The following is a 26,668-nucleotide window of genomic DNA, read 5'->3' on the forward strand; positions in this document are numbered from 1 at the left end:
CCCGTCGAGGTACCCATGGATGTCACGCTCCCCGAGCATGTCGAAGCCCTGCGTCAGGAAGTTCGCAAGTTCGCGGAGAAGGAGATCCGGCCCCACGTCATGGCCTGGGACGAGGCCAAGACCTTCCCCATGGACGTGGTGAAGCAGCTGGGCGCCATGGGCATGATGGGCATCATCTTCCCCGAGGAGTACGGCGGCGCGGGCATGGGCTACGCCGAGTACGCCGTGGTGGTGGAGGAGCTCTCCCGGGTGGACGGCTCCGTGGGCATCACCGTGGCCGCCCACAACAGCCTGTGCTGCAACCACATCTTCGCCATGGGCAGCGAGGCCCAGAAGCAGAATTACCTGAAGCCCCTGGCCAGCGGCCAGGCCATCGGCGCCTGGGGCCTCACGGAGCCCGGCGCCGGGAGCGACGCCGGTTCCCTGCGGACCACCGCGAAGAAGGAGGGGTCGCACTACGTCCTGAACGGGACCAAGACGTTCATCACCCATGGCACCGTGGGCGACATCGCCGTGGTCATGGCGCGGACCCGGCCGGCCCGGGACGGCCGCAGCAGCGCCGACGGCATCAGCGCCTTCATCCTCGAGAAGGGCATGAACGGATTCCGGCCCGGCAAGCAGGAGAACAAGCTGGGGCTGCGCGCCAGCGACACCTCCGAGCTGATCTTCGAGGACGTGAAGGTGCCCGAGGCCAACCTGCTGGGCGAGGACGGCGTGGGCTTCAAGCAGGCCATGAAGACCCTCGACGGCGGGCGCATCAGCATCGCCTCCCTCGGCCTGGGCATGGCCCAGGGCGCCTTCGAGGAGGCCCTCCGCTACAGCAAGATCCGCCACACCTTCGGCCAGCCCCTGTCCGGCCACCAGGGCATCCAGTTCAAGCTGGCGGACATGGGCACCCAGATCGAGGCGGCCCGCCTGCTGGTCTACCGCGCCGCGGGCCTGAAGGACCAGGGCAAGCCCTACGCCAAGGCGGCCAGCATGGCCAAGCTCTACAGCTCCGAAGTGGCCTGCCGCGTGGCCGACGAGGCCGTGCAGATCCTCGGCGGCTACGGCTACATCAAGGACTACCCGGTGGAGAAGTACTACCGGGACGTGAAGCTCTGCACCATCGGCGAAGGCACCAGCGAGATCCAGCGCACCGTCATCGCGCGCTACCTGCTGGCCGAGTACTGACATGAGCGGGGGAGGCCCGCCCGGCCGCCCCTGTTTGACCCGATTCCACTTCGAGGCACCCATGCGCACCGCCCTCCTCCTCACGGCCTCCATGGCCCTGCTGGCCGCCCGGCCCATGCAGATCGACGACATGTTCAAGGTCGCCCGCGTGGCCGACCCCCAGCGCTCCGGCCGCGGGGCCCTCGCCTGGCAGGTGGGCACCGTGGACCTGGCGGCCAACACCGTGACCACCCACCTGTGGCTGGAGACGCCCGGCGGCGAGCCGAAGGCCCTCGACCTCGGCCCCGGCAGCCAGTCCCGCCCCCGCTTCAGCCCCGACGGCGCAAGCCTGTGCTACCAGCAGGGCGGCCAGCTGTGGATCCTGGAGCTCGAAACCCGGAAGTCCCGCCAGCTCACGACCCTGGCCGGGGGCGCCTCCACGGCCCGCTGGAGCCCCGACGGCAAGTGGATCGCCTTCCTCTCCACCACCGTGCCCAGCGGCGACCCCGCGGAGAATGCCGCCTACCTGAAGGCCCGGGAGGACCGGAAGGCGGACGGCCGCGTCATCACGAACCTGATGTTCCGCCACTGGACCGAGTGGAAGGATCCCATGCAGCGCACCCACCTCTTCGTGGTGCCCAGCGACGGGTCGGCCGCGCCGCGTGACGTGACCGCGGGCCTGGCCTATGACGTGCCCACCCCCTTCGACTTCGCCTCCGGCGACGACTTCGACTGGGCCCCGGATTCCCGCCACCTGGCCTTCGCCGCCAACCCGGCGCAGGACACGGCCGTGAGCACCAACGGCGACATCTTCGAGGTCGCCCTCGACGGCGGGAAGCCCGTGGACCTCTCCAGCTTCAACAAGGCCCAGGACACGACGCCCCGCTACACCGCCGACGGGAAGTACCTGGTCTGGCGCGCCCAGCGCGTGCCCGGCCACGAGTCCGACAAGTTCGAGCTGTGGGCCTACGACCGGGCCGCCCACAAGGTCGCGAAGACCACGAAGGACGTGGATCTCAGCGCGGGCGAGTACCACCTGGTGGCCAACGGCGTCCTCTTCAGCGCCGACCACGAGGCCCAGCTTGAGCTCTTCCGCTGGGACTGGGCCACGGGCAAGGTGGCCCAGCTCACCCATGGCCTGGCCTTCTCGGCCTTCCAGCCCCTGGATGGCACCCATGTCCTGGCCGCCCTCAGCGACACCGCCACGCCCCCGGACATCTACACCGTGGATCTCGGCACCGGTGCCAGGACCCGCGTGAGCCGCCACAACGAGGCCCTCGCGAAGGACCTCGGCCTGAACCGGGCGGAGAGCTTCTGGTTCACCGGCGCCGCGGGCAAGGGCGGGAAGGCGCCCCGGGTCCAGGCCCTGGTGGTGAAGCCCGTGGGCTTCGACCCCAGGAAGACCTATCCCATGGCCTTCCTCATCCACGGCGGCCCCCAGGGCCAGTGGGATGACATGTGGAGCTACCGCTGGAACCCCGAGGTGTGGGCCAATGCCGGACACGGCTTCGTCACCGTGATGGTGAACCCCCGGGGCTCCACGGGCCGCGGCCAGGCCTTCTGCAACGAGATCAGCGGCGACTGGAACGGCGCGGTCATGGGCGACCTCCTGAAGGGCCTCGACGCCGCCCTCAAGCGGTACCCCAACGTGGATCCCAAGCGCGTCGCCGCCGCGGGCGCCAGCTACGGCGGCTACGCCATCAACTGGATCGCCGGCCACTACGCGGACCGCTTCGCCTGCTTCGTGAGCCACGACGGCGTCTACAACCTCGACTCCATGACCACCACCACCGAGGAGCTGTGGTTCCCCCGGTGGGAGAACAAGGGCTGGCCCTGGGAGAACCGGAAGCTCTACGAGAGCGCCAGCCCCCACCTGGCCGCGGCCCACTTCAAGAAGCCCATGCTCGTCGTCCAGGGGGAGCAGGACTTCCGCGTGCCCATCGAGGAGGGCCTCCAGAACTTCCAGGCCCACCAGCTGCGCGGCATCCCCAGCGAGCTGCTCTACTTCCCCAGCGAGGGCCACTTCGTCCTCAAGCCCGCCAACTCCAAGCTCTGGCACGAGACCGTGCTGGGCTGGATCGAGCGCTGGACGAAGTAGGTCAATCGAAAAGCGTCGCCACGAAGACCGCGAAGGGAGGCACCCTTGCTTTGCGGTCTTCGTGGCTAGTTTCTGGGGATGACGCCGCCGCAGGCGCCGGGATCGGAGAGGGCGCGCCAGGGCTCCAGCACGAAGGGGCGGCTGAAGGCCCGGGGGTGGGGCAGTTCCAGGGTGAGCTCCGGCCCCAGGGCGCCCAGATCCTCCGGCGCGGGCCAGGTCCAGCGCCCCGGCGGCCCGTCGGTGGTGATGAGGTCCAGGTCCAGGGTGCGGGGCGCATTGCGGCCCGCCGTGCGGTCCCGGCCCTGGGCCAGCTCCAGGCGCAGCAGGGCTTCCAGCAGACGGCGCGGGTCCGCCTCCTCTGTCACGAGGACCGCCACCGTGTTCAGGTAGGCCGGACCGCGTCCCGATTCGTCCGGCGTCTCCATCACGAGGGGCGAGGGCACCACGCCCCCCAGCGTCCGCAGGGCCGCCAGCCCCGCCGCCAGGTGCGCCCGGCGGTCGCCGAGGTTCGAGCCGAGGGCGACGACGGCCTTCATGGGAACCGCGAATGAACGCGAATGGAGGCGAATGGAGGAATCGCTTTCGCGCTGATTCGCGCCCTTCGCGGTTTCATCGCTTCTCGCCGTGTTCCGCCGTGACCAGCGTCCGGATGCCGCCGCGGATGAGGAAGTCGCCCTCGACGCGCATCCACTGGGGCTGCGTGGCCTTCACCAGGTCGTCGAGGATCTGGTTGGTGACGGCCTCGTGGAAGGCGCCCTTGTCCCGGAAGCTCCAGAGGTAGAGCTTCAGCGACTTCGACTCCACGCAGAGCTGGTCCGGCTGGTACTGGATGCGGAGCTTGGCGAAGTCCGGCTGCCCCGTGAGGGGACAGAGGCAGGTGAACTCCTCCGTCTCGAAGGTGATGGTGAAGGGGCGCCCCGGCCGGGGGCTGGCAAACGTGTCCAGCTCTCCCGTGGGCCGCGTGACGACGAAGTGGGGGAGCGGATCGGGGAGCGATGCCTGGGGAGCTTTCCGAGTGGCCATGGTCCATCCAGCAGAAGAGGGGTGAGGCAAACGTCAAGGTTAGCCATTCTCCCGGAAAAAGCGCGTCATACGCCCCTGGCGGAGGCGCCCCCATGGGCCAGGGGCATGGGCTTCAGGCCCACCGGCTGGCGGGGATGCCGGTTGTAGGGCGCCGCGGCGCCCACCCGCTTCGAGGTGAAGTAGCGCTTGGCGGCCCACACCATGGGCAGGTGGCGAAGGAGGTGCCAGAGGCTCCACCGGTGTTCCCAGAGGCGGCGGACGAACCGCCGGTGGTAGGGCCTGCTCTTGTAGAACCGCTCGATGTGGCCGTTGTAGAGCGCATCCATCTGCTCCCGGGATTCGAAGCCCTTCGGCAGGAACACCGGGTTGACGCAGTTGAGCAGCCGCCAATCCTCGTTGAACTCCCCCTCCCGGCCCGCCACGCACTCGGCCCAGAGGGGCGCCCCGTGGAGGGGGCTGAATTTCGTGAGGTTCATGTCATCGAGATCCAGGGAGAGGATGAAGTCGCTGGTCCGCCGGAAGGTCTCCGGCGTCTCCCCGGGCAGGCCGAAGATGAACAGGCCCTTGGCCCGGAGGCCGGCGGCGTGGACCCGCGCCACCGTGTCGCGCACGGCCTCGAGGGTCACGCCGGCCTTGTGGCGCGCCATCAGGCCGGGATCCGCGCTCTCCACGCCGAAGCTGACCATGACGCACCCGGCCTTCTTCAGCAGGCGAAGCAGTTCGTCCGAGGTGTGGCCCGCCCGGATGATGCAGTTGAAGCCCATGCCGAGGGGCTCGTCGAGGAGGCGCTGGCACAGCTCCGACACGCGCCCCTGGTGGGCGGTGAAGAGGTCGTCGTAGAAGTTGACGTGGCGCACGCCGAAGCGGTCCCGCAGGTGCTTCATGTGGGCATGGATGTAGGCCGGGCTGTTGAACCGGTACTGGTGCTCGAAGACCGTCCGGTCGCAGAAGGAGCAGGTGTAGGGGCAGCCCCGGGAGGTGATCATGGTGGCCCCGTACCGCTGGACGTAGCTGAAGAGCGGCAGGTGGTAGCCCTTGGGGAAGGCGGCCAGCTTCTCGTAGGCGGGGAACGGGAGGTCATCCAGATTCTGGAGCCGCGGCCGGCGCGGATTGGTGACGATGCGTTCCCCGTCGCGCCACACCAGGTTGGGGATGTCGGCCAGGGCCTTCCCCTCCGCCAGATCCAGCAGCGGGCCTTCGCCCTCGCCCAGGCAGAGGAGGTCCAGCTCGGGGAAGCTCTCCAGGAGCGGGGCCCCCAGGCTCGAGGCGTGCACACTGCCCACCACCACGCGCAGGCCCGGCCGGGCCGCCTTCAGGAAGGTCGCCAGGTCCACCGCATCCATGAACCCGGACGTGGTGGCGGAGAACCCCACCAGGTCCGGCCCCGTGGCCAGGATCTCGGCCGCCTGGCCCTCCAGCGTGGCCGGGGCCAGGGGTCCGAGGCAGTCGTAGACGGCCGTGGGATGCCCATGCTGTTCCAGCCAGGCGGCCAGCGACAGGATGCCGAGCGGGGCCATCCGGTTGGCCAGCACGGAGAAGTCCGGCTGCCCGGGAATGAAGTTGAACCCCGAGGGCTGGACCAAGGTCACACGCATGGGTCACCTGGAAGGAGGGCCAGGCCCGTGTCCACGACCTGACGGGGTACCGCCCCCGACGATACCACCGGGCCGACGGCCGCCCCGCCCTACCGGGGTCCGGGCGCCAGCTCGTCCGGGATGAAGGCGTACGGGATGGGGTCGGGGAGCCCCGCCTCCTTGAACCCCCGCAGCCGCAGGGCGCAGGAGTCGCAGCGGCCGCAGGCCCGGTCCTCGCCCTGGTAGCAGGACCAGCTCAGGTGGAGGGGGGCGCCGAGCGCCATCCCCTTCCGTACGATGTCGGACTTGCGGAGGTGCAGGAGGGGCGCGTGGAAGGCCAGCCGCGTCTCGGGCTTCGTGCCGAGGTTGGCGGTCTGCTCGAAGCTCCGCAGGAAGGCCTCGCGGCAGTCGGGGTAGCCGCTGCTGTCCTCCTCCACGAAGCCCACGAAGATGGCGCTGGCCCGCAGGACTTCGGCCCAGCTCACGCAGGTGGCCAGCAGGTGCGCGTTGCGGAAGGGCACGTAGCTCACGGGCACCCCCGCGCGGTCCGGATCGCCCTCGGGCAGGGCGATGGACGGATCCGTCAGCGCCGAGCCGCCGATGGCCTTGAGCGAGTCGAAGCCGATGATGAGCCGCCGCGCCGCCGGCACGCCGTAGAAGTCTGCGATATCGCGAAAAGCGCGCTTTTCGCGCTCCTGGGTGCGCTGGCCGTAGTCCGCGTGGAGCAGGGCCAGCTCGAAGCCCGCGGCCCGGGCCATGGCCGCGGTGACGCAGGAGTCCATGCCCCCGGAGAGGGAGACGACGGCGAGGTCAGCCATGGGCCACCGCCTCGGCCCACTGCTCCAGCTCGTCCATCTCGCCCTGCAGCCGGGCGGTCTCCGGACCGTCGTCGCCCTTCGGCGGCAGCTGGTAGGGCACGCCGTACCGGATGGTGCAGGTGGCGAACGGCATCGGGATCACCATGCGGTCCCAGGTCTTCAACTCGAAGCTGCGGTCGAAGGCCAGGCTCACGGGCACGATCCAGGCGCCGGTCTTGCGGGCCAGGGCCACGGTGCCGGGCTTCAGCGCCATGAGGGGGCCGCGGGGGCCGTCGGGGGTGATGCCGAAGTCCCAGCCCTGCTTCACGGCCTGGATCATGCGCACCAGGGCCCGCGCGCCGTCCTCGCTGGCGGTGCCGCGCACGGCGTGGATGCCGAACCAGCGCCAGGTGGCGGCGCTGCGCTCGCCGTCCCGGCTGTCGCTGGAGAGGATGGCCACGCCCCGGGCCTCGCCGGCGGCGGTGCGGCGGCGGAAGGGATAGGCCAGCGGCATCATGAAGAGGCGCCGGTGCCAGAAGGCCAGGATGAAGCGCTCGTCCCGGTCCGCGAGGGCCTCCACGGGCTCGAACCCCTCCCGCTTCACCCGCAGGGTGTAGGACCAGAGCTTGATGAGGCCCGCTCCCAGGAAGGGCACGGCGCGGAAAGCCAGCCACACCGAGAACGGCGAGCCCAGGGGGCGTCCCCGCTCCGCGATCGCGACCCCGCCGGCCATCAGCCCTCCTCCCCGAGGAGATCCTCGCGGCTCACCGGGTACATCGTGCCGCAGTAGTCGCAGCGGACCTCCACGGGGCCGGGCTCGCGGAAGAGGTCCTCCTTCTGGTCCTTCGGGAAGGTGCGGAGGGTGGCGAGCAGCGCCTCGCGGCTGCAGCGGCAGCGGTAGTGGAGCTCCGAGGTGGACTGGAGCTCGGTGCCCTGGCCCTGGGCCACCCAGGCCGCGAGGAAGTCCGGCGTGCGCTCCCAGAGGGGCACCACCTCGAGGCCCTCGATCGCCTGCACCAGCCGCGCCAGCCGCTCGGGCGGACACGCGGGCAGGGGCTCCACGAGCAGGCCGCCGGCCTCGCCCGTGCCCGGGTCGCACCAGAGCGTGACGCTGGCCTGCACCTGCTCCGACTGCTGCAGGTAGTGCTCGATCTGGGTCTGGATGCCCCCCGCCACCAGGGGCAGGGTCCCGATGTAGGGCTGCCCGGTGGGATTGGAACGCATCACCTGGAAGACGCCGGGGCCCGCGATCCAGTCCCCCGCCTCGGGCGCGCCGAGATCCAGGACCCCCCGGAGGGTGCCATCGGGCCAGCTGTCCGCCACCACGGCCTTGGCCCGGCCCCCGCCCTTGAGCAGCAGCTGGAGCCGCTCCGCGAAGAGCGTGCGGCTCTGGAGGAGGGCCGCCGACGCCAGCATCTCCGTCAGGCAGGCACAGGCCTCGGGCTCGAGGTGGGGGTGGCCCCGGCGCACACCGTCCCAGAGGGGACCGGCATCGAGGGAGGAGAGGCGGATGTGGCCGTCCTGGGTGAGGGCCTTGGTCACCCGGGCCTGGGGGTTCGCGTCGTTCATGGAGCCTGCGGGGAAGGGCCGGGTCCGTCCGCGAGGGCGGCCGCCGGCGGCGGAACCCTCTATTGTGCCCGCGCCGGGCGGCGGGGCGGCCAGGGAATCCTCAGGAGGAGGAGGACCGCCACCGGCCCGCCCAGCAGGAGCACGCGGGGGTCCCGGAAGCCCACCTTCGCCTTCCAGGCGAAGTGCAGGACGCCCAGGAGCGCGGCGAGGTAGGCCAGCCGGTGCAGGCGCTTCCAGTTGCGTCCCAGGCGCCGCTGCCAGCCCTTCGTGCTCGTGAGGGCCAGGGGGAGCAGGGTCAGCCAGGTGGCCATGCCCACGAGGATGAAGGGGCGCTTGGCGATGTCCCGGGCCAGTTCCGCGGGACGGAAGCCCTGGTCCAGGCCCGTGTAGACCAGCAGGTGGAGGCAGCCGTAGGCGAAGGCCCAGAGCCCCAGCGGGCGCTTCAGGGCCACCCACCCGGACCAGCGGGTGACCCGCTGGAGGGGCGCCATGGCCAGCGAGGTCGCCAGGAGGGCCAGGGTCCACCAGCCGCAGGTGTCGATGAGCTTCTCCACCGGGTTGGCCGTGAGGATGGCGAAGTCCTGGCGGAGGAGGCCCCAGCCCAGCCGGAGCAGCGGCAGGACGGGCAGCCATCGGGCGAGGTGGGGAAGCACGCGGCGCATGGGCCCTCCAGGGATTTGCCGTTCCGGGTTCCAGCCTTCATAATCGGGGATTCTGGGCTTTTCGGATTGCGCTGACCCGCAGTGCAAGATGGTGGCGCACGTCCCGACGGTTCCCGTCCAGGATGCCCCCGCGCCGTCCCACGGCCGCCCGGATGCCTTCCTGCTCCCCCTCCCGGAACCCGCCATGCCTTCGCTCCTCGGCCACGCCGCCGCCGGACTCGCCCTGCACGCCGCCTTCACCGACGGCCGTGCGCCGCGTCGCGCCTGGGCCCTCGCCGCCGCCTGCGCCATGGCCCCCGACCTGGACTGGTTCACGGCCTTCCTCCACCTGCCCTACGGCCACTGCCTCACCCACCGGGGCGCCACCCACTCCCTCGCGGCCGCGGCCCTCATCGCCAGCGCCGCCATGCTGCTGGGCCTCCGGTCCCACCTGCGCAGCCCGCGGCTCTGGCTCTGCCTGTTCGCCGCGGCCTTCTCCCACGGCCTCCTGGACGCCTGCACCCTCGGGGGCGTCGGCGTGGCGGCCTTCCTGCCCTTCTCGGGCGAGCGGTACGTCTGCGTGTGGCAGCCGATCCGCGTCTCGCCCATCCCCCTCACGGGGCGCCTGTGGGTCCGCTTCCTGGGGGCGCTCTGGACGGAGGCCGTGTGGATCGGCCTGCCCTCCCTCCTCCTGGTCACCGGCACCCGGGCGGCCCGCCTCCGCGCCGCCAGCCGCTGGGGCGTGCCGGCGCCCGAGCATCCCTAGAAGTTCCGTCGCAGGTCCAGGCCGGTGTACATCGAGGCCACCTGGTCCCCGTAGCCGTTGAACATCAGGGTCGGGCGCCGCGACCACTCGCCGATGCGCCGCTCCGTGGCCTGGCTCCAGCGGGGATGGTCCACGCCCGGGTTCACCGTGGCGTAGAAGCCGTACTCGTTGGGGTTGGCCTTGGCCCAGCTGGTCCAGGGCTGGTCCCGCACCAGGCGGATCTCCACGATGGACTTGGCCCCCTTGAAGCCGTACTTCCAGGGCACCACCAGGCGCAGGGGGGCCCCGCTCTGGTTCGGCAGCACCCGGCCGTAGACGCCGAAAGCGAGGAGCGTCAGCGGGTTCCGCGCCTCGTCCAGGCGCAGGCCCTCCAGGTAGGGCCAGTCCAGCACCGGCAGGCGCACGCCGGGCTCCTGCTGGAGATCGGCCAGGGAGAAGAAGGCCACGTAGCGGGCCGTGGATTTCGGCTCCACCCGGTCCAGCAGCGTCTTCAGGGGAAAGCCCGCCCAGGGGATGACCATGCTCCAGCCCTCCACGCAGCGCATGCGGTAGATGCGCTCCTCCAGGGGGGCCAGGCGCATCAGCTCCTCCAGGCCGAAGGTCCGGGGCTTCAGGCACTCCCCCGTCACCCGCACGGTCCAGGGCCGGGGCTTCAGGCGCCAGGCCTCCCGGGCCGGATCGTCCTTCCCGGTGCCGAACTCGTAGAAGTTGTTGTAGCCCGTCACCTCCTCCCAGCGGTTGGGCCGCTCGGTGGTGCTATAGGGGCTGCGGGCCAGGGGACCCAGGCCGCCCGGATCGGCGGCGCGCAGGGGCCTCCCCGAGGCGGCCAGGGCCAGGGCCGCGGCCGTGCCCCCCAGGAAGGCCCGACGGTCCAGGTACAGGCCCTCCGGCGTGATCTCGGACGCGGGGAGGTCGGCGGGGCGGCGGATGAGCATGGAACCTCCGTGGGGAATGGGATGCCGGGATCGCGGGGAACGTTCACGCCAACCTGGGCCACACTGGATACGGAGGCCGCCATGCCCCGTCCCAGCCCCCACTCCAGCCCCCGGCCCGGCCCCCGCCTCGACCTCCGCCTCCGGCTCTACCTGGGCGAGGAGATCGCCCTGGGCCCCGGCAAGGCCGACCTCCTGGAGGCCATCCGGGACACGGGCTCCATCGCGGCGGCGGGCCGGGCCATGGGCATGAGCTACCGGCGGGCCTGGCTGCTGGTGGACACCATGAACCGCTGCTTCCGGCACCCCCTGGTGGCCACGGAGCGGGGGGGCGCGGCCCGCGGCGGGGCCAGCCTCACGCCCCTGGGCGCCGAGGTCCTGGTCCGCTACCGGGCCCTGGCGGCCGTCGCCTCCGAGGCCGCCGCCGGCGGCGCCGGGGCCCTCACGGCCCTCCTCGCCACCGGACTGGCGCGTTGACGCCCCGGGCGTTCCGATCTATTCCTTAAAACATAGCGGCGACCGGCCGCACCCGGGAGCCCGCATGAAGCGCCTTCGACCCCTGCTCTCCCTGCTGCTGGGCCTGGGCCTCGCGACGGGCCTCCGCGCCCAGGGGACCGTCGCCGTGGCCGCCGCGGCAGACCTGCAGTTCGCCCTGGCGGACGTGAAGGCCGCCTTCGTCCAGGCCCACCCCGGGGTCCAGGTGACCGCGACCTTCGGCTCCTCCGGGAATTTCTACGCGCAGATCGTGAACGGGGCGCCCTTCGACGTCTTCCTCTCCGCCGACGAGAGCTACCCGCAGAAGCTGGTGCAGGCGGGCCTCGCGGACGCGGCCTCGGCCTTCCGCTACAGCCGCGGCCGGCTGGTGCTCTGGGTGCCGAAGGGCTCCCCGGTCCCCCTGGAGCGCCTCGGCATGAAGGCCCTCCTCGACCCGGCCGTGAAGAAGGTCGCCCTCGCCAATCCCCGCCATGCGCCCTACGGCCGGGCGGCCGAGGCGGCCCTGGCGAAGCTGGGCCTGCTGGAGGCCCTGAGGCCCCGCCTGGTGTACGGCGAGAACATCTCGCAGACCGCCCAGTTCGTGCAGTCCGGCGCGGCGGATGCGGGCCTCCTGGCCCTCTCCCTCGCCAAGGCCCCCGCCCTGGCCGAGGCGGGCCGGAGCGTCGAGGTTCCCCTGGACGCCTATCCGCCCCTGGAGCAGGGCGCGGTCCTCCTGGCCCGGGCCAGGGACAACGCCGCGGCCCGCGCCTTCTGCGCCTTCCTGCGGGGCCCCGGGGGCGCCGCCATCCTGCGGCGCTACGGCTTCGTGGTGGACACCCCCTGATGGACTGGGAGGCCCTCCGCCTCAGCCTGCGCCTGGCCGCGCTCACCACGCTGGCCCTGCTGGCCCTGGGCCTGCCCCTGGCCTACTGGCTGGCCTTCACCCGGCGGCGCTGGAAGTTCCTCGTGGAGGCGGTGGTGGGCCTGCCCCTGGTGCTGCCCCCCACGGTGCTGGGCTTCTACCTCCTGGTGGCCATGGGGTCCCGCAGCCCCCTGGGCAAGACATGGACCGCCCTCACCGGCCACCCGCTGGCCTTCTCCTTCGAGGGGCTGCTGGCCGCCTCCATCCTCTACAGCCTGCCCTTCACGGTGCAGCCCTTCGCCGCGGCCTTCGCCGCCGTGGACCGCGGGCTGATCGAGGCCTCCTGGTGCCTGGGCGTCTCGCGGGTCCGCACCTTCCTGCGCGTGGTGGTACCCCTCTCCTGGGCCGGCCTCCTCACGGGGATGGTGCTCAGCTTCGCCCACACCCTCGGCGAGTTCGGGGTCGTGCTCATGGTGGGGGGCGACCTCCCGGGCCGCACCCGCACGGTGAGCATCGCCGTCTTCGACCAGGTGCAGGCCCTCGACTACGCCGCGGCCGGACGCACGGCCCTGCTGCTGCTGGGGGTCTCCTTCACCGTGCTCGCCCTCGTCTACGGCCTGCGCCGCGCCCAGAGGAAGCCGTGGACCCTCATCTGACCTGCGCGGCGGAGCGCCGCTTCCCCGGCGGGATGCGCGTGGAGGCGCGGTTCCGCATTCCGGAGCCGGGCTTCTCGGTCACCGTGCTCTTCGGGCCCTCGGGGTCCGGCAAGACCACGGCCCTCCGCCTGCTGGCGGGCCTGGAGCGGCCGGACGCGGGGCACATCGCCTGCGGCGGGACGGTCTGGGCGGACGCCGGGAGGGGCCGGCACCTCCCGCCCCAGGCGCGGAACCTGGGCTTCCTCAGCCAGGCCTACGACCTTTTCCCGCACCTCAGCCTGGCCGCCAACCTGGCCTACGGCCTGGGCGGCCTGCCCGCCGGGGCCCGGCGCGACCGGGTGGCGGAGCTCGTGGCCCTCCTGGGCCTGGATGGGCTGGAGGACCGCCAGCCCGCGCAGCTCTCGGGGGGCCAGCGCCAGCGGGCGGCCCTGGGCCGCGCCCTGGCCCCGCGGCCGGCCCTGCTCCTGCTGGACGAGCCCCTCTCGGCCCTGGACCGGCCCACGCAGCTGCGCCTGCGCCGGGACCTGCGCGACCTCCTGCGGCGCCTGGACGTGCCCACGGTGCTGGTGACGCACGACCGCGCCGAGGCCCTTCAGCTGGGCGACCGGCTGGTGGTGATGGACGGCGGGCGCGTCTGCCAGGAGGGCCCGATCCAGCCGGTCTTCGACCGTCCCACGGATCCCGCCGTGGCGCGGATCCTCGGCGTGGAGACGGTGGTGCTGGGCGGGGTGGTGGAGGTCTCCGGGGGCCTGGCCACCGTGGCCGTGGGCGAGGCCCGCCTCCAGGCGCCCGATCCCGGATCCCTCGGCCTCCGGGCCTACGTCTGCATCCGGGGCGAGGACGTGCTGGTGGAGCGCGGCGAGCCCGGCCCCAGCACCGCCCGGAACCGGCTGGCGGCCCGCATCGTGTCCCTCCAGCCGGAAGGCCCCCTCGTGCGGCTCACCCTCGACGCGGGCTTCCCGCTGGAAAGCGTCGTCACCCGCCAGGCCTGCGCGGACCTCGACCTGGCCGAAGGCGAGGCGGTGACGGCCCTCCTCAAGGCCTCCGCCATCCACCTCATCCCCCACGACTGAGGGATCGGCGGATCAGGCGAACACCCAGGTGCGCGCGGCGTCGCGGATGGCCTGGACGGCGGGATGGCGGAGGCGCCGGTCCACGCTCACGGCGTAGATCCGCTCGCGCACCCCCTCTGCGGTGCCGAGGCGCTTGACCCGGTACTGGCGGACCACCTCCGCCGCGATGGCGTCGGGCGCGGCGAAACACCCTCCGCCGGCCTGGCCGAAGGCCTTCAGGAGGGCGCTGTCGCTGAATTCCCCCACGATCCGCGGGCGGATGCGGTGGGTGCCCATCCACTGGTCCAGGGCCCGCCGCAGCGCGGTCCCCTGGAGCGGCAGCAGCCAGGGCTGCCCGTCGAGGTCGCCGGGGAAGGCTCCGCGGAGCCCCCGGGCCAGGGCCGGCGAGGCGAAGATCGACACCCCGCATTCGCCGAGGAGGTGGTTGAAGGCCTTGAGCCGGCTCTGGGGGTCCAGCGGCCGGTCGGTGAGCACCACGTCGAGGTCCTGGGTGGCCAGGGCGGCCAGCAGGCGCTCGGTGGCGTCCTCCCGCGCGAGCAGGCGGGGTGGGTCCTCCAGCTTCAGCGCCGGATCCAGCAGCTTCTGGACCATGAGCTTGGGCAGGGCGTCCGAGATGCCCACGGCCAGCTGGGGCTGCCGCACCGTCCGGCCTCCGCCCAGGGTCTCGCGCAGCTCCTGGCCCAGGCCGAAGATCTCGTCGGCGTACCGGAAGACGAGGCGGCCCGCCTCCGTGAGGGCGACGCCGCGCCCCGCCTTCTCGAAGAGCCGCTCGCCCAGGTCCTGCTCGAGGGCGCGGATCTGCGCGCTGAGGGTGGGCTGGGAGAGCCGCAGCGCGGCCGCTCCCTTGCCGATGCCGCCCTCCCGGGCCGCGGTCCAGAAGTAGAAAAGGTGGTGGTAGTTCAGCCACTCCATGCGGACAATCATAGGTTAAATCTATTGGTTAATCGTTGTTTATTTATTATTTAGACTGTTTTCCCAGGGCTAGTCTGACCTCCGCCCGGGGCACGGCCCCGGCCTGGGGGCTCGATGGATCGTTTCCGCGACGCAGACCGGCGGACCGAAGGGCGGCCCTTTCCGAGGCTGCCCCCGCCCCCCGTGCCCAGGGCTCCGGAAGGAACGGGGTTCCGCCGCGCCCTCCAGCTCCTCGAGGAGGGCGGCCTGGTGGCGTTCCCCACGGAGACGGTCTACGGACTGGGCGCCGATGGCCTGAATGCCTCGGCCGTGGCGGGCATCTACGCCGCCAAGGGAAGGCCCTCGGCCAATCCCCTCATCCTCCATGTCTCCGGGCTGGCCATGGCCCGGAGGCTCGTCCGGCACTTCCCCCTGGAGGCCCTGGCCCTGGCCGAGGCCTTCTGGCCGGGGCCCCTGACCCTGGTGCTGCCGAAGGATCCCTGCGTACCGGATGCCGTGACGGCGGGGGGGGACACGGTGGCCCTCCGCATGCCGGCCCACCCGGTGGCGCTCGCGCTGATCCGGGCCTTCGGCAGGCCCCTCGCCGCCCCCAGCGCCAACCGCTCGGAGCACGTGAGTCCCACGACCGCCACCCATGTGGCCGACGACCTCGCGGGGGCGGTCGGGCTCATCCTCGACGGCGGCCCCTGCGAGAGGGGGCTGGAGAGCACGGTGCTGGACCTCAGCGGACCGGAACCCCGGATCCTCCGCCCCGGCCCCCTTCCGCCCGCGGCGCTGACCCGGGTGCTCGGCCGGCGTCCGGCCCTGGGACCGGGTCCGGCCCGGGCCGTCGCCCCGTCCCCGGGCCTCTCCCCCCGCCACTACGCGCCCCGCCTGCCGGTGGTGCTGGCCCACCCGGCCGAAGCCGAGCTGGCCCGGGAGCCCGGTCCCCAGGGCTGGCTGCGGCTGGGCGACCCGCCCGCGGCCCTTCCGGCCGGCGTGGTCTGCCGCGCCCTGCCCGCCCACCCGGACCTCGCGGCCCGGGGGCTCTACGCGGCCCTCCGCGACCTGGAAACCCTGCCCCTGGTCCGCATCGTCGCGGACCTCCCCCCCGACACCGGCCCCTGGCTCGCCCTGCGGGACCGGCTCACCCGGGCGGCGGCTCCGGCCCTCGCCCCTTTTGCTGAGGAGTGCCTATGAGCTCCCGCTACACCCTGACCCCCGACGGACGCACCCGCGTCACCGTCATCCCCGGCGACGGCATCGGCCCCGAGGTCGTGGACGCCACCCGCCGCATCCTCGACGCCGCCGGCGTCCGCATCGCCTGGGAGGAGCACCAGGCCGGCGCCTCCGTGTTCCGGCAGGGCCTGGCCACGGGCGTGCCCGAGGCCACCATCCGCTCCATCCGGGAGACCCGGGTGGCCCTCAAGGGCCCCCTCGAGACGCCCGTGGGCTACGGCGAGAAGAGCGCCAACGTGACGCTGCGCAAGCTCTTCGAGACCTTCGGCAACGTGCGGCCCGTGCGCCGCCTGCCGGGGGTCCCCACCCCCTTCTCGGACCGCCCCATCGACCTGGTGGTGGTGCGGGAGAACGTCGAGGACCTCTACGCCGGCATCGAGCACATGCAGACGCCCGGCGTGGCGCAGTGCCTGAAGCTCATGAGCCGCAAGGGCTGCGAGAAGATCGTGCGCCTGGCCTTCGAGGTGGCCCGGGCCGAGGGCCGGAAGAAGGTCCACTGCGCCACCAAGGCCAACATCATGAAGCTCACCGAGGGCCTCATGAAGCGCACCTTCGAGGAGGTGGCCAAGGAGTACCCCGACCTCGAGGCCCACCACATCATCATCGACAACTGCTGCCACCAGCTCGTGCGCACCCCCGAGCAGTTCGACGTCATCGTCACCAGCAACATGAACGGCGACATCATGTCGGACCTCACCTCCGGCCTGGTCGGAGGCCTCGGGTTCGCGCCCGGGGCGAATCTGGGCAGCGAGGTGGCCATCTTCGAGGCGGTGCACGGCAGCGCCCCGAAGCACGCCGGGAAGGACGTCATCAATCCCACGGCCATGCTGCTCTCCGGCCTGATGATGCTGCGCCACATCGACGAGTTCGAGGCGGCCGAGCTCATCGAGAACGCCCTCTACGTGACCCTGGCGGAAGGCGCCCACACCCGCGACGTGAAGCCGGCCGGCGCCCTGGGCACCCGCGCCTTCACCGACCGCATCATCGGGAACCTGGGCCGCCACGCCGCCGGCTGGAAGGTGCGCCACCACGAGCGCCTGCAGATCCCCGACGTCTCGCCCCGCCTCGACTTCGTGCGCCCCGAGACCCGCGAGCTCGCCGGCGTGGACGTCTTCCTGGAGTCCGCGGAGAGCCCCGCCGAGATCGGCCAGGCCCTGGAGCAGGTGGCGGCGGCGACGCCCTTCCGCCTCAAGATGATCAGCAACCGCGGCACGCGGGTGCACCCGGATCCCGGCAACCTGCCCGATTGCGTGGACCACTGGCGCTGCCGCTTCGTCCTGCGCGAAGGGCACCAGGCCGACGACCCCGCCATCTTCGCCCTGGCGGCCGCCGCGTCGGAGGGACGCCGCTGGATGCACCTGGAAAAGCTGGAGCGCCTGGACGGGGCGCCCGGCTGGACCAAGGCCCAGGGCGAGGACTGAGCCGGAGGCCCAGGGCGGGGTGGCCCGGGACCGCCGATCCCACCGCGGTCCCGGCCATCCGCCCGGGCAAGGTCCCGGCCCTCGCGACGACCCTCAGGGCCAGGGCAGCGCCACGTCCATGGCCAGGCGCCAGGCCCCGCCGTCGCGCCGCCACACCTGCAGGCCCGTGGCCCTCGCCGGCCCGCGGGTGCGCACGCCCCACCGCACGGCCAGGTCGCGGCTGGCGGCGACCATCCGGCCCTGCGGCTCCCAGGCCGCGGGGCCACCTTCGGCCGCCGCCCCCGCCGCCAGGTTGCCGGGGCTCACGGGCCGCCCTTCCCGGTAGAGGCGGAGGTCCGCGGCGCCCGCGCCCTCCAGGGCGGCCCTGAGGTCCCCCGCGGCGGCGGCATCGAAGGTCCGCCAGGCGGCCTCGGGCCCCGGTCCCGGCGCGCCGGGGCCATGGGTGCGGAGGACCAGGGGCGCCTCGGCCTGGGCCGGATGGGACACCCCCAGGTCCAGCTGCACCTGCCAGCGGCCCCCGCGCCGCACCCAGAGGCTGAGGAAATGGCCGGCGGCGGAGGGCGCCGTCGCACCCTTCGCCCGCCACGACCAGGGTCCGGTGCTGATCGCGAAGTCGCCGCTGGCGGCCACCTCCACGAAGGCGGGTGCCCAGGCGAGCCGGCTTCCGTCCTCCGGCTTCGCCCCGTACCGGGCGCGGGCGTTCTCGGCCCGGGGCGTGAACACCAGCCCGTCCTCCGCGAAGGCCGACACGAAGGCGGCCGGCGTGCCCCGCCGGGCCGCGTCCGCCGCGAAGGCCCGCTCCGCGGCGGCGACCTCCTCCGCCCGGGCAGGAGCCGGGAGGGCGGGGGGCGGGGGGAGGGGCAGCATGGCACCAGGATGACGCGGATCGCGGGCCCGGCAACCGGCCGGTGGCCAGGCGCGGCGGTCGTCCCGAAGTCCAGTCGGTGAGGTGCCGACCGGCCGGCACACTGCCATCATGCGGGGATGCCCAAGCCCGAGCTGGACGACCTGGACCGGCGCCTGATCGCCGAACTCTGCGCGGACGCCCGCCTCACCCAGGTGGCCCTGGCGGCGCGGGTGGGCCTCTCGCGCTCGGCCGTGCAGGCGCGGATCAAGCGCCTGGAGCGGGAGGGCGTCATCCGGGGCTACACCCTTCGCCTGGACCGGGAGTGCCCCGCCGGGGTGCGGGCGTACCTCCTGGTGCAGGGCAGCGGACCCAGCCATGAGCGGGCGGTCCGGGCCCTGGAGGCCTTCCCCGAGGTGCGGGTGGCCGATTCCGTCAGCGGCGACATCGACCTGGTGCTGCAGCTGGAGGCGGACCGGGTGGAGGACCTCAACCGCCTCCGCGATGAGGTGGCGAAGCTGCCCGGCATCGCCGCCACCCGCACCCTGCTGGTGCTGGCCCCCCGCTTCGACCGGCGCTGAGGCCCGCCCCTCCGGCGTCCTGCCGGAATCCCGGCCTTCTGCCAGCCCAACCGCCCGAGGTAAACGCCGTAGCTCCCCGGACGTCCCCCCGCGGACGCACCCTGGAGACCCCCATGCGCCGCTTCCTCTTCGACCGGTCCGGGCACCTGCGACCCCTGTGGGGCCTCCTGCTCTTCCTGGCCTGCTTCCTCGGCCTCGCCCGCCTCACCGGGGGATACATCCACACCCATCCCATGAGCCAGGTGAGGGCCATGGACCTCCGGGTCCTGTCCGTGCTGGTCCCCTCCGTCCTCTGCCTCCTGGTGGAACGCAGGCCCCTGGCGGACCTGGGGCTGCGCCTGGATCGCCGGTGGGGGAAGGGCCTGCTGGCCGGGGCGGGGCTCGGAGGCGGCATTGTGGCCCTCAGTGCCCTGGCGAACCGGGCCCTGGGCGGCTTCCACTGGGACGGGGGCCTGCATGCCGCCCCGCCCCTGCTCCTCGGGACCGCCATCCTGCTCTTCACCGCCGCCCTCAACGAGGAGCTGCTCTTCCGGGGCTACCCCTTCCAGCGCCTCGTGGCCCTCCTGGGGTTCTGGCCGGCCCAGGGACTGGTGGCCCTCCTCTTCGCCCTGGCCCACTGGAGCAATCCCGGCATGGACGGGACCATCCGGGTCTGGGGGTCCGTGAACATCGCCTGCGCCTCCCTGCTCCTGGGCGCAGCCCGCCGGCGCGCCGGGGACCTGTCCCTCCCCCTGGGGCTGCACTGGGCCTGGAACCTCGTGCAAGGCCCCCTGCTCGGCTTCGCCGTGAGCGGGGACCATCGCCTCCCGAGCCTGCTCCATCCGGTGCTGAGGGATCGCCCCGTCTGGATCAGCGGCGGCACCTTCGGCCTGGAGACCACCCTCACCTGCGCCGCCCTCGCCCTGGGGGCCTGCCTCTTCCTGGCCCGACGGCCCCGGGCCCGGGCCCTTCAGCTGGCCCCCTCGGACCTCCCTGCCGGGATCTGATCCCGGGCCCTGCCCGGTGGAATCCAGCCACGGCGGCAGGCCGGACTCCGAGACGCGCGCCCGGCAGGGCCCGCTTCCGGAGGGTCGGGATCGCCCCCACCCGGAAGCGGCCCTGGGCCTCCTGCCGCAGGAGCTCGCGGGCTAGGCCGGCTTCACCCACCGCAGCACGGGCTTGCGGGCGGCGGTGGTCTCGTCCATGCGGCGCAGGGGGGCGAGGGTCGGCGCCTGGTGGAGGGCGTCGGGGTTCTCCTCGACCTCCTTCGCGATGGCGAGCAGGGTGTCGCAGAAGGCATCCAGCTCGCCCTTGTCCTCGCTCTCCGTGGGCTCGATCATCAGCGCGCCGGGCACGATCAGGGGGAAGTAGATCGTGGGCGGGTGGTAGCCGTGGTCGATGAGCCGCTTGGCGATGTCCAGGGTGTGGACATCGTGCTTGGCCTGGAGCGTGTCGCTGAAGACCACCTCGTGCAGGCTGGGGGAGTCGATGTGCAGGGCGTAGGCGCCCTTCAGCCGGGCGCGGATGTAGTTGGCGTTCACGATGGCGCGCAGGGTGGCCTCGCGCAGGCCGTCGCTGCCGTGGCTCAGGCAGTAGGTCATGGCCCGCACCAGGATCCCGAAGTTGCCGAAGAAGGTGTGCACCTTGCCGATGCTCTGGGGCCGGTCCCAGTCCCAGCGGTAGGTGTGCTTCGGCACCTCGCCCTCGCCCACCTTCACCGTGTCGCGCACGACCACGGGCACGGGGAGGAAGGGCAGGAGCTTCTCGCCGCAGCACACCGGGCCCGCGCCGGGGCCGCCGCCGCCGTGGGGCGTGGACATGGTCTTGTGAAGGTTCAGGTGCATGACGTCCACGCCGAAGTCGCCGGGCCGCGCCACGCCCACGAGGGCGTTCATGTTCGCGCCGTCCATGTAGACCAGGGCGTCCACGCTGTGCAGCAGGTCGCTGATCTCCTTGAAGCGGTACTCGAAGACGCCCACGGTGTTGGGGTTGGTGATCATGGCGCCGGCGATCTCGGTGCCGAGCTCCCGCACGAGGGTCTCCAGGCCCTTGCGGACCTTGCCCGTCACGGGGTCGGTCACGTCCTCGAAGCTGATGGTGCCGTCGGGGCGGGAGGGCAGCTCCACCACCTCGTAGCCCGCCATGGCGGCGGTGGCGGGGTTCGTGCCGTGGCCGCTGTCGGGGATGAGGATGACGCGGCGCTTGGCGCCCTTCGACACGTGGTAGGCGCGGATGAGCATGACGCCGGTGAGCTCGCCCGCGGCACCGGCGCTGGGCTGCAGGGTGACGCCGGGCAGGCCCGTGATCTCCTTCAGCCATGCCTGCAGCGTGAAGAGCAGCTCCAGGTTGCCCTGGACGAGGGCGTCGGGGGCCATGGGATGCGTGTCCGTGAAGCCGGGCTGGCCCGCCACCTTCTCGTTGAGGCGGGGGTTGTGCTTCATGGTGCAGGAGCCGAGGGGGTAGATGCCGTCGTCCACGCCGTAGTTCCACTTGGAGAGGCGGGTGAAGTGGCGGATGACCTCCACCTCGCTCAGCTCGGGCAGGGCGTCGAAGCCGCTGCGCTTGAGGTGGGCGGGGCGGGTGTCCTTGGCCTCGGGGACGTCGAGCCGGGGCAGGTCCATGCCCCGCTTGCCGGGGACGGAGCGGTCGAAGGAGAGGGATTCGCGCTGGCGGAGGAACATGTTGGACTCCCTAGGCCACGACACTGGGGACGCGGGCGAGGACCTCGACGAGGCTCTCGATCATCGGGCGGGTGTGGAGCTCGGTGGCGCACCAGAGGATGCAGCCCTGGTACTCCGGGTAGAAGCGGCCCAGGTCGAGCCCCGGCAGCAGGCTCTCCTTGAGGCAGGCCTCCTGCAGGGCGGCCATGTCGCCGGTGTAGCGCAGGATGAACTCGTTGAAGTAGGGGACCTCGGCCACCGGCTGCATGTCCGGCAGCTCCAGCAGGCGGCTGCGGAGGTACTGGGCCTTGGCGGCGTTCTGGGCGGCCAGGCCCTTGAGCCCTTCGGGGCCGGCCAGCTGCAGGAAGATGTTCGCCCGCAGGGCCACGAGGCCCTGGTTCGAGCAGATGTTGCTGGTGGCCTTGTCGCGGCGGATGTGCTGCTCGCGGGCGGTCAGGGTCAGCACGTAGCCGGTCCTGCCGTCCAGGTCCTTCGTCTGCCCCACCACGCGGCCGGGGATCTCCCGCTTGTGGGCGTCCTTCACCGCCAGGAAGCCGAGGAAGGGGCCGCCGAAGTTGGGCTTGTTGCCGAAGGACATGGCCTCGCCGCAGGCCATGTCGGCGCCGGCCTTGCCGGGGGCCTCCAGCCACCCGAAGGCCAGGGCCTCCTGGGTGACGCTCACCAGCAGGGCACCCGCGGCGTGGATGGGGCCGGCCAGGGCTGTGAGGTCCTCCACGGCGCCCAGGAAGTTGGGGTAGCCCACCAGCACGGCCGCCACGTCGGGGCCGAGCTTGGCCTGCAGGTCCGCCACGTCGGTGACGCCGTCCTTGAGGGCCACCTCCACCACCTTCAGGTCGTCGTGGGGGGCGAAGTTGGTCTCCAGCACGCGGCGGTAGAAGGGATGGATGCCCCGGCTCACCAGGACGGTGTTGCGCTTCTTCTGCACGCGGACGGCCATGAGGGCCGCCTCCACGCAGGCCGTGCCGCCGTCGTAGAGGCTGGCGTTGGTGACCTCCAGGCCCGTCAGGTCGCAGATGAGGGTCTGGTACTCGAAGATGTGCTGCAGGGTGCCCTGGCTGATCTCGGGCTGGTAGGGCGTGTAGGCCGTGAACCACTCCTGGCGGGACACCATGGCGTCGATGGCGGCGGGCACGAAGTGGTCGTAGGCGCCGGCCCCGAGGAACTGGGCGCAGAAGCGCGTGTTCCGGTTGGCCATGCGCATCATCTCCCAGGCCACCTCCTGCTCCGAGCCCTGGGGGGGCAGGTCCAGCGGGCGTTTCAGCCGCAGCGGCTCGGGGATGCCCACGAGGAGATCCTCGGCGTGCTTGACGCCGATGGTGTCCAGGAGGGCGCGGTCTTCGGCAGGGGAAGAGGGCAGGTAGCGCATGGCGGCCTCGGTCAAGGAGCGGAGGGAATTCCAGCCCCCAAGGGTATCAGGCGGGGGCCTCCGGGCGGTCCGGACCGGTCTGTGGTGCGGGTCACAGATCCGCTCCGTCCGGGGGATTTCACGGGGGTTCCACCCCCCTGTCAGCGCCGACGCCAGAGGTCGAAGGGCTGGGTGCCGATGAGGAGGTTGAAGTGGCCCGTGGCGGGCTGGTGGAAGCCCGGGCCGTCCAGGCGCAGGAAGCCGTAGGACAGCTCCAGGTAGTAGAGGTTCACCAGGGTGGTCCGCAGGAGGATCCCGGCGCCGTGGGCCTGGATCCGGGTCCCGCCCCGCCAGAGCCCGGCGGCCTCCGGGGCCACCTGGGCGAAGTCGAACCGGGGCTCCACCTCCAGGGTGAGGCCCAGGCCCGCGTCGAAGCGCACGGGCAGGCCGGCCCGGGCCGCGGCGAAGTTGGGGGCCAGGAAGCTCAGCGAATCGCTCCCCAGCACGAAGGCGGGTCCGCCCAGGGCCCACCAGCGGTCCAGGGGCAGGCGATGGCCGTAGCCCCACTCCAGGTCCAGGTCCGCTCCCAGGTGCTCGCTGAAGGCATGCAGGCCCCGCGCCCGGAAGTAGGCCTGCCGGAAGGAGCCGCCGGCATCGAAGGAGGGCCGGGCCTCTCCCAGGCCGTACCGGGCCCGGAGCAGCAGGCCCTCCCGAGGCAGGGTGTGGTGGTCGTCGTTGTCCCACTCGGCGCTGAGGGAGGCTGCCTCCTCCTCCCGGCTGCGGGTGAGTCCGGCGCCGAGGTAGTCGGCGTGCCGCCGGGAGAGGTCCAGGGTGGCCTTGCCGGTACCGAGGTTGCTGAAGCGGACGTAGCCCAGCAGCTCCAGGTCCGCCGCCGTCATCCGGGAATCCGGCTGGCCGGTCTGCAGCTCCGGGGTGTTCCACGGGAGGGGATTCTCCAGGCGCTGGCGCCAGGCCCCGGCCCGCAGCTCCAGCCCCGCCCCCGGGGCGAAGCCGAAGGGCCAGCGCAGGGCCAGCCCACCCTGCTCCTGGAGGCGGTTCTTCGCGCCGCGGAGCTCCGTCTCCGTGCCCTGGAACCCCAGGTCCAGGCCCCGGTACACCAGCCCCACCTGGCCCCCCAGGTTGGACTCGTAGCCCACGGAGAGGTCCAGCCGGTGCCTGGGCAGCGGCACCGGGGTGACCTCCAGCTTCGCGGCCTCCAGGCTGGCGTCCACGGGCACGAGCTGGCTCCGCAACCGCTCCAGGTGCGCCCGGTGCTCCGCCAGGGCCATCCGCTTCTGGAGGGTGTCCGTGCGCCAGGGGGCCCCCTCGAGGGGCGCCAGCAGGCGCCGGAGGGGCGCCGCATCCACCGGCCGCCCCTCCGAGGGACGCACCTCCACGGCGGTCACCCGGGGCTCCCGCGCCACCACCCGGAGGCAGCCCGTGGCCGGATCGAAGCTCGAGCCCCGCACGTCCACCAGGGGCGCGTCGTCCATCACCAGGCCGTACACCAGCTCGCTGAGGAAGCGGCCGAAGGCCGTCGGGTTGAAGCGCTCGCCCGGGGGCAGGTGCGCCGACAGCCCCCGTTCGATCCGGGACCGCCAGGCCGCGGGAGCCTGGATCTCCACCGTCGTCACGGCGGGATAGAGCTGGAGGTGGACCGCCAGGCGGGGGCCTCCGGGGCCGGCCTCCAGCCCGGCCCAGGCCTCGCGGGCCAGCCCGTGGACCAGCACCTGCTGGAGGAAGGCCAGGACATCCTGCTCCCGGAGGGGGCGCCCTTCCGGCAGGAAGCGGGCCTGCAGGGCCCGGACCTCGTCCGGCACCGGCTCGGCGCAGACGTACGCCACGGCCTGGGTCGGCAGCAGCGCCGATCCCCCCATGGCCTTCCGCAGCCGCTCGTGGAAGCTGGCCTGCACCGCATCGAAGCCGTTGCGTCCCTGCTGGACCAGGGTCGGCAGGAGCCCCGAGTAGTCGAGGAAGGGCACCTTCCGGTCGTCGAGGCGGATGAGCAGGTCCGCCTGGGCCCGGCTCTCCCATTGGCGGCGCTCCACCACCAGGTCGAGGCTGCGGGCGGCCACGGAGAAGAAGTTGCTGGAGGGCCGGCGCTCCAGGGGGGAGCTGACATCCACCGCCAGCACCAGGTCCGGGTGGAAGGCCTCCTTCGCCACGCCCACCGGCAGGTTCTCCACCAGGGCCCCGTCCACGTACTGCTGGCCGCCGATGACCACCGGCTTGAGGGCGCCGGGGATGGCCATGGAGGCCCGCACCGCCTCCGCGAGATCCCCGTGGCCGAAGACCCGTCCCTGCCCGGTCTCCAGGTTGGTGGCCAGCACCCGCAGGGGGAGCCGAAGGCGGTCGAAATCGCCGTCGGCGAAGAAGGTGGCCCGCACCAGGAGGCCCTGGAGCACCCGCTGGAGCTCGGTCCCGGAACGCAGGCTCTGGGCGAAGCGGAGCCGCCCCCGGTCGACCTCGGCGGTGAGGAAGGTGTCGCTGTGGTCCTCCTGCTCCTCCAGGGTCTCGCCGGGATTGCGCACCAGGGGATCGAGGGCGGTGCGCCCCAGGTCCAGCCGGCCGAACAGGTCCTCGATCTCGTGGCCGGAGAAGCCGCTGGCATAGAGGGCCCCCACCAGGGCCCCGGCGCTGGTGCCCGTGACGCTGCCCAGGGGGTAGCCCACTTCCTCCAGGCGCTGGATGACGCCGATCTCCGCCAGCCCCCGGGCCCCGCCCCCGCTGAGCACCAGGGCCACCTTCGGCAGGCCGGGGACCTCCACCCGCGGCGCGAAGCGGAACAGCATGTCGGGCGGGAGCACCTTCACCTCGAAGCGCCGCGTGGCCGGCGCCGCGACCGGCGCGTCAGGGGGCGCGGTCGCCTGGGCCGCCAGCAGGGCCGGAAGGCCCAGCAGCAGCGCTCCGCGCCTCATCCCAGGGCCTCCCGCTGGGCGGCCATGAGACGCTCGCAGCCCGCCAGGCCCAGGTCCATCAGGGCCTCTGCCTCGGCACGGCTGAAGGGCCGGCCCTCGCCCGTGCCCTGGAATTCCACCAGGGCCGCCTCGCCCCCCGCCAGGGGCCGGGCCACCACGAGGTTGCAGTCCACGGCCGCGAGGTGATCCTCCTCGTACTCCAGGTCCGCCACGGGGCCGCGGCGACCCTCGCCGGTCTCCACGATGCCGGCGCTCACGGCGGCCACCTGGCGGACCAGGGCCGCCTCCAGCCCGCGGCTCCGCAGGGCCAGGGCCGCCGCCACCCAGGCGCCGGTGATGGCGGCGCAGCGGGTGCCCCCATCCGCATTGAGCACGTCGCAGTCCATGGTGAGGGTGCGCTCCCCCAGGGCCGAGAGGTCCACGGCCTGCCGGAGGCTGCGGCCGATGAGCCGCTGGATCTCCACGGTGCGGCCCTGCTGCCTGCCCTTGGCGGCCTCCCGGTCGGTGCGGGTGTGGGTGGCCGCGGGGAGCATGCCGTACTCCGCCGTGAGCCAGCCGGTGCCCCGCCCCTTCATCCAGCCCGGCACCCGCTCCTCCAGGCTGGCGGCGCAGAGGACGTGGGTGCGGCCCAGTTTCACGAGGCAGGAGCCGTCGGCGTGGAGCTGCACGCCGATCTCCATGGACAGGGGCCGGAGCTCGGAGTTTCCCCGCATCAGCAGCACCCGCCTTCGATCTTCTCCACCCGCCCCTGGTGGCGTCCCCCTTCGAAGGGTGTATCCAGGAACAATTTCAGGTAGTATTCCGCCTTGAGCGGATCCGTCAGCCGCTGGCCGAAAGCGATGGCGTTCGCGTCGTTGTGCTGCCGGGCCAGTGCCGCGTGCTCGGGGGAAGTGACCAGTGCGCAGCGGATGCCGGGATGGCGGTTGGCCGTGATGCTCATGCCGATGCCGGATCCGCAGACCAGCACCAGACGCTCCCACTGATCCATGCCCTGCGCCGCCCGGTGCGCGTAATCCGGGTAGTCCACCGAGGCCGTTCCGTCCGTGCCGAAATCCACCACCTCGTGTCCCTGCTCCCGCGCCCAGGCCTTCAGCCGCTCCTTCAGATCGAACCCCGCATGATCGCTGGCAAACCCGAGTCTCACGGAACACC

General features: G+C 72.6%; 26 protein-coding genes. 11 read left to right on the forward strand and 15 right to left on the reverse strand.

The annotated features are described in order from the left end of the window. The first annotated feature begins 15 nt into the window (after window positions 1–15). Together QSJ33_RS06520 and QSJ33_RS06525 are read left to right on the forward strand one after the other, a co-directional pair. Window positions 16–1,173 (forward strand): acyl-CoA dehydrogenase family protein, encoded by a 1,158-nt coding sequence (locus QSJ33_RS06520; protein ID WP_285723758.1) that lies wholly within the window; start codon window positions 16–18, stop codon window positions 1,171–1,173. 61 nt (window positions 1,174–1,234) lie between these two features. After that, on the forward strand, window positions 1,235–3,250 hold the full coding sequence (locus QSJ33_RS06525; protein ID WP_285723759.1) for a dipeptidyl-peptidase 5: 2,016 nt from the start codon (window positions 1,235–1,237) through the stop codon (window positions 3,248–3,250). A 65-nt stretch (window positions 3,251–3,315) separates the two neighbouring features. On the opposite strand, the gene folK is transcribed toward QSJ33_RS06525, so the two are convergent. The 7 genes from folK to QSJ33_RS06560 all read right to left on the reverse strand — a co-directional run bounded on the left by folK (window position 3,316) and on the right by QSJ33_RS06560 (window position 8,875). Further along, window positions 3,316–3,786 (reverse strand): 2-amino-4-hydroxy-6-hydroxymethyldihydropteridine diphosphokinase, encoded by a 471-nt coding sequence (gene folK / locus QSJ33_RS06530; protein WP_285723760.1) that lies wholly within the window; start codon window positions 3,784–3,786, stop codon window positions 3,316–3,318. A gap of 73 nt (window positions 3,787–3,859) precedes the next feature. Continuing rightward, window positions 3,860–4,273: a preQ(1) synthase gene (gene queF / locus QSJ33_RS06535; protein WP_285723761.1), complete on the reverse strand. Its 414-nt coding sequence runs from the start codon at window positions 4,271–4,273 to the stop codon at window positions 3,860–3,862. Window positions 4,274–4,338: 65 nt separating this feature from the next. Further along, window positions 4,339–5,868, reverse strand: coding sequence for a B12-binding domain-containing radical SAM protein (locus tag QSJ33_RS06540; protein ID WP_285723762.1), 1,530 nt, complete (start codon window positions 5,866–5,868; stop codon window positions 4,339–4,341). A gap of 89 nt (window positions 5,869–5,957) precedes the next feature. After that, complete coding sequence (gene queC / locus QSJ33_RS06545; RefSeq protein WP_285723763.1) at window positions 5,958–6,665, reverse strand: 7-cyano-7-deazaguanine synthase QueC; 708 nt, start codon at window positions 6,663–6,665, stop codon at window positions 5,958–5,960. Beyond that, window positions 6,658–7,377, reverse strand: coding sequence for a lysophospholipid acyltransferase family protein (locus QSJ33_RS06550; RefSeq protein ID WP_285723764.1), 720 nt, complete (start codon window positions 7,375–7,377; stop codon window positions 6,658–6,660). The genes queC and QSJ33_RS06550 overlap by 8 nt, the downstream gene beginning before the upstream one ends. Next, window positions 7,377–8,213 (reverse strand): Hsp33 family molecular chaperone HslO, encoded by an 837-nt coding sequence (locus tag QSJ33_RS06555; RefSeq protein WP_285723765.1) that lies wholly within the window; start codon window positions 8,211–8,213, stop codon window positions 7,377–7,379. Before QSJ33_RS06555 ends, QSJ33_RS06550 begins: the two co-directional genes overlap by 1 nt. A 59-nt stretch (window positions 8,214–8,272) precedes the next feature. Next, on the reverse strand, window positions 8,273–8,875 hold the full coding sequence (locus tag QSJ33_RS06560) for a protein-methionine-sulfoxide reductase heme-binding subunit MsrQ (protein WP_285723766.1): 603 nt from the start codon (window positions 8,873–8,875) through the stop codon (window positions 8,273–8,275). Between the two features lie 184 nt (window positions 8,876–9,059). Between QSJ33_RS06560 and QSJ33_RS06565 the strand changes: the two genes are divergently transcribed. Beyond that, window positions 9,060–9,620 (forward strand): metal-dependent hydrolase, encoded by a 561-nt coding sequence (locus QSJ33_RS06565; protein WP_285723767.1) that lies wholly within the window; start codon window positions 9,060–9,062, stop codon window positions 9,618–9,620. Here the strand turns inward: QSJ33_RS06565 and msrP are convergent. Further along, on the reverse strand, window positions 9,617–10,555 hold the full coding sequence (gene msrP / locus QSJ33_RS06570; RefSeq protein WP_285723768.1) for a protein-methionine-sulfoxide reductase catalytic subunit MsrP: 939 nt from the start codon (window positions 10,553–10,555) through the stop codon (window positions 9,617–9,619). The two genes, QSJ33_RS06565 and msrP, sit on opposite strands and share 4 nt — an antisense overlap. Before the next feature lie 81 nt (window positions 10,556–10,636). On the opposite strand from msrP, the gene QSJ33_RS06575 reads away from it, so the two are divergent. The 4 genes from QSJ33_RS06575 (at window position 10,637) to QSJ33_RS06590 (ending at window position 13,617) form a co-directional block, all read left to right on the forward strand. Beyond that, on the forward strand, window positions 10,637–11,029 hold the full coding sequence (locus QSJ33_RS06575) for a winged helix-turn-helix domain-containing protein (protein ID WP_285723769.1): 393 nt from the start codon (window positions 10,637–10,639) through the stop codon (window positions 11,027–11,029). A gap of 64 nt (window positions 11,030–11,093) precedes the next feature. Continuing rightward, entirely contained in the window at window positions 11,094–11,870 is a 777-nt protein-coding gene (modA, locus tag QSJ33_RS06580; protein ID WP_285723770.1) for a molybdate ABC transporter substrate-binding protein, read from the forward strand. After that, complete coding sequence (gene modB, locus QSJ33_RS06585; protein ID WP_285723771.1) at window positions 11,870–12,544, forward strand: molybdate ABC transporter permease subunit; 675 nt, start codon at window positions 11,870–11,872, stop codon at window positions 12,542–12,544. The genes modA and modB overlap by 1 nt, the downstream gene beginning before the upstream one ends. After that, window positions 12,529–13,617 (forward strand): ATP-binding cassette domain-containing protein, encoded by a 1,089-nt coding sequence (locus tag QSJ33_RS06590; protein WP_285723772.1) that lies wholly within the window; start codon window positions 12,529–12,531, stop codon window positions 13,615–13,617. Before modB ends, QSJ33_RS06590 begins: the two co-directional genes overlap by 16 nt. A 12-nt stretch (window positions 13,618–13,629) precedes the next feature. Here the strand turns inward: QSJ33_RS06590 and QSJ33_RS06595 are convergent, their stop codons facing one another. Beyond that, window positions 13,630–14,541 carry a LysR family transcriptional regulator gene (locus QSJ33_RS06595; protein ID WP_285723773.1) on the reverse strand — a complete coding sequence of 304 codons (912 nt, stop codon included), beginning with the start codon at window positions 14,539–14,541 and terminating at the stop codon, window positions 13,630–13,632. Between the two features lie 102 nt (window positions 14,542–14,643). Here QSJ33_RS06595 and QSJ33_RS06600 point away from each other — a divergent pair, with 102 nt between their 5' ends. Further along, window positions 14,644–15,708 (forward strand): L-threonylcarbamoyladenylate synthase, encoded by a 1,065-nt coding sequence (locus tag QSJ33_RS06600; RefSeq protein WP_285723775.1) that lies wholly within the window; start codon window positions 14,644–14,646, stop codon window positions 15,706–15,708. Continuing rightward, window positions 15,705–17,168, forward strand: coding sequence for an NADP-dependent isocitrate dehydrogenase (locus tag QSJ33_RS06605; RefSeq protein ID WP_285723777.1), 1,464 nt, complete (start codon window positions 15,705–15,707; stop codon window positions 17,166–17,168). The genes QSJ33_RS06600 and QSJ33_RS06605 overlap by 4 nt, the downstream gene beginning before the upstream one ends. Window positions 17,169–17,261: 93 nt before the next feature. Here the strand turns inward: QSJ33_RS06605 and QSJ33_RS06610 are convergent, their stop codons facing one another. Continuing rightward, complete coding sequence (locus tag QSJ33_RS06610) at window positions 17,262–18,035, reverse strand: nuclear transport factor 2 family protein (protein ID WP_285723779.1); 774 nt, start codon at window positions 18,033–18,035, stop codon at window positions 17,262–17,264. A 117-nt stretch (window positions 18,036–18,152) separates the two neighbouring features. Here QSJ33_RS06610 and QSJ33_RS06615 point away from each other — a divergent pair, with 117 nt between their 5' ends. Both QSJ33_RS06615 and QSJ33_RS06620 read left to right on the forward strand, forming a co-directional pair. Then, entirely contained in the window at window positions 18,153–18,593 is a 441-nt protein-coding gene (locus tag QSJ33_RS06615) for an Lrp/AsnC family transcriptional regulator (RefSeq protein WP_285723780.1), read from the forward strand. Window positions 18,594–18,706: 113 nt separating this feature from the next. After that, complete coding sequence (locus QSJ33_RS06620) at window positions 18,707–19,579, forward strand: CPBP family intramembrane glutamic endopeptidase (protein WP_285723782.1); 873 nt, start codon at window positions 18,707–18,709, stop codon at window positions 19,577–19,579. 141 nt (window positions 19,580–19,720) lie between these two features. Here QSJ33_RS06620 and gcvPB read toward each other — a convergent pair whose 3' ends face one another. The 5 genes from gcvPB to rpiB form a co-directional block, all read right to left on the reverse strand. Next, window positions 19,721–21,253 carry an aminomethyl-transferring glycine dehydrogenase subunit GcvPB gene (gene gcvPB / locus QSJ33_RS06625; RefSeq protein WP_285723784.1) on the reverse strand — a complete coding sequence of 511 codons (1,533 nt, stop codon included), beginning with the start codon at window positions 21,251–21,253 and terminating at the stop codon, window positions 19,721–19,723. Between the two features lie 10 nt (window positions 21,254–21,263). Continuing rightward, the gene (gcvPA, locus tag QSJ33_RS06630) at window positions 21,264–22,619 is read right to left on the reverse strand and encodes an aminomethyl-transferring glycine dehydrogenase subunit GcvPA (protein WP_285723786.1); all 1,356 of its coding nucleotides are present in this window, start codon (window positions 22,617–22,619) and stop codon (window positions 21,264–21,266) included. Between the two features lie 140 nt (window positions 22,620–22,759). Further along, window positions 22,760–25,516, reverse strand: a complete 2,757-nt coding sequence (locus QSJ33_RS06635) for a patatin-like phospholipase family protein (RefSeq protein WP_285723788.1) — start codon at window positions 25,514–25,516, stop codon at window positions 22,760–22,762. Further along, window positions 25,513–26,229: a ribonuclease PH gene (gene rph, locus QSJ33_RS06640; protein ID WP_285723790.1), complete on the reverse strand. Its 717-nt coding sequence runs from the start codon at window positions 26,227–26,229 to the stop codon at window positions 25,513–25,515. The genes QSJ33_RS06635 and rph overlap by 4 nt, the downstream gene beginning before the upstream one ends. Further along, window positions 26,229–26,660 carry a ribose 5-phosphate isomerase B gene (rpiB, locus tag QSJ33_RS06645; RefSeq protein WP_285723792.1) on the reverse strand — a complete coding sequence of 144 codons (432 nt, stop codon included), beginning with the start codon at window positions 26,658–26,660 and terminating at the stop codon, window positions 26,229–26,231. Before rpiB ends, rph begins: the two co-directional genes overlap by 1 nt. Window positions 26,661–26,668: the final 8 nt, after the last annotated feature.

The sequence above is a fragment of the Geothrix rubra genome (genome assembly GCF_030268065.1).
GTDB lineage: Bacteria > Acidobacteriota > Holophagae > Holophagales > Holophagaceae > Geothrix > Geothrix rubra.

Coding starts and splice junctions, on each gene's coding strand:
- QSJ33_RS06520 (WP_285723758.1), top strand. CDS start 16: ATGGATGTCACGCTCCCCGAGCATGTCGAAGCCCTGCGTCAGGAAGTT.
- QSJ33_RS06525 (WP_285723759.1), top strand. CDS start 1,235: ATGCGCACCGCCCTCCTCCTCACGGCCTCCATGGCCCTGCTGGCCGCC.
- folK (WP_285723760.1), bottom strand. CDS start 3,786: ATGAAGGCCGTCGTCGCCCTCGGCTCGAACCTCGGCGACCGCCGGGCG.
- queF (WP_285723761.1), bottom strand. CDS start 4,273: ATGGCCACTCGGAAAGCTCCCCAGGCATCGCTCCCCGATCCGCTCCCC.
- QSJ33_RS06540 (WP_285723762.1), bottom strand. CDS start 5,868: ATGCGTGTGACCTTGGTCCAGCCCTCGGGGTTCAACTTCATTCCCGGG.
- queC (WP_285723763.1), bottom strand. CDS start 6,665: ATGGCTGACCTCGCCGTCGTCTCCCTCTCCGGGGGCATGGACTCCTGC.
- QSJ33_RS06550 (WP_285723764.1), bottom strand. CDS start 7,377: ATGGCCGGCGGGGTCGCGATCGCGGAGCGGGGACGCCCCCTGGGCTCG.
- QSJ33_RS06555 (WP_285723765.1), bottom strand. CDS start 8,213: ATGAACGACGCGAACCCCCAGGCCCGGGTGACCAAGGCCCTCACCCAG.
- QSJ33_RS06560 (WP_285723766.1), bottom strand. CDS start 8,875: ATGCGCCGCGTGCTTCCCCACCTCGCCCGATGGCTGCCCGTCCTGCCG.
- QSJ33_RS06565 (WP_285723767.1), top strand. CDS start 9,060: ATGCCTTCGCTCCTCGGCCACGCCGCCGCCGGACTCGCCCTGCACGCC.
- msrP (WP_285723768.1), bottom strand. CDS start 10,555: ATGCTCATCCGCCGCCCCGCCGACCTCCCCGCGTCCGAGATCACGCCG.
- QSJ33_RS06575 (WP_285723769.1), top strand. CDS start 10,637: ATGCCCCGTCCCAGCCCCCACTCCAGCCCCCGGCCCGGCCCCCGCCTC.
- modA (WP_285723770.1), top strand. CDS start 11,094: ATGAAGCGCCTTCGACCCCTGCTCTCCCTGCTGCTGGGCCTGGGCCTC.
- modB (WP_285723771.1), top strand. CDS start 11,870: ATGGACTGGGAGGCCCTCCGCCTCAGCCTGCGCCTGGCCGCGCTCACC.
- QSJ33_RS06595 (WP_285723773.1), bottom strand. CDS start 14,541: ATGATTGTCCGCATGGAGTGGCTGAACTACCACCACCTTTTCTACTTC.
- QSJ33_RS06600 (WP_285723775.1), top strand. CDS start 14,644: ATGGATCGTTTCCGCGACGCAGACCGGCGGACCGAAGGGCGGCCCTTT.
- QSJ33_RS06605 (WP_285723777.1), top strand. CDS start 15,705: ATGAGCTCCCGCTACACCCTGACCCCCGACGGACGCACCCGCGTCACC.
- QSJ33_RS06610 (WP_285723779.1), bottom strand. CDS start 18,035: ATGCTGCCCCTCCCCCCGCCCCCCGCCCTCCCGGCTCCTGCCCGGGCG.
- QSJ33_RS06615 (WP_285723780.1), top strand. CDS start 18,153: ATGCCCAAGCCCGAGCTGGACGACCTGGACCGGCGCCTGATCGCCGAA.
- QSJ33_RS06620 (WP_285723782.1), top strand. CDS start 18,707: ATGCGCCGCTTCCTCTTCGACCGGTCCGGGCACCTGCGACCCCTGTGG.
- gcvPB (WP_285723784.1), bottom strand. CDS start 21,253: ATGTTCCTCCGCCAGCGCGAATCCCTCTCCTTCGACCGCTCCGTCCCC.
- gcvPA (WP_285723786.1), bottom strand. CDS start 22,619: ATGCGCTACCTGCCCTCTTCCCCTGCCGAAGACCGCGCCCTCCTGGAC.
- QSJ33_RS06635 (WP_285723788.1), bottom strand. CDS start 25,516: ATGAGGCGCGGAGCGCTGCTGCTGGGCCTTCCGGCCCTGCTGGCGGCC.
- rph (WP_285723790.1), bottom strand. CDS start 26,229: ATGCGGGGAAACTCCGAGCTCCGGCCCCTGTCCATGGAGATCGGCGTG.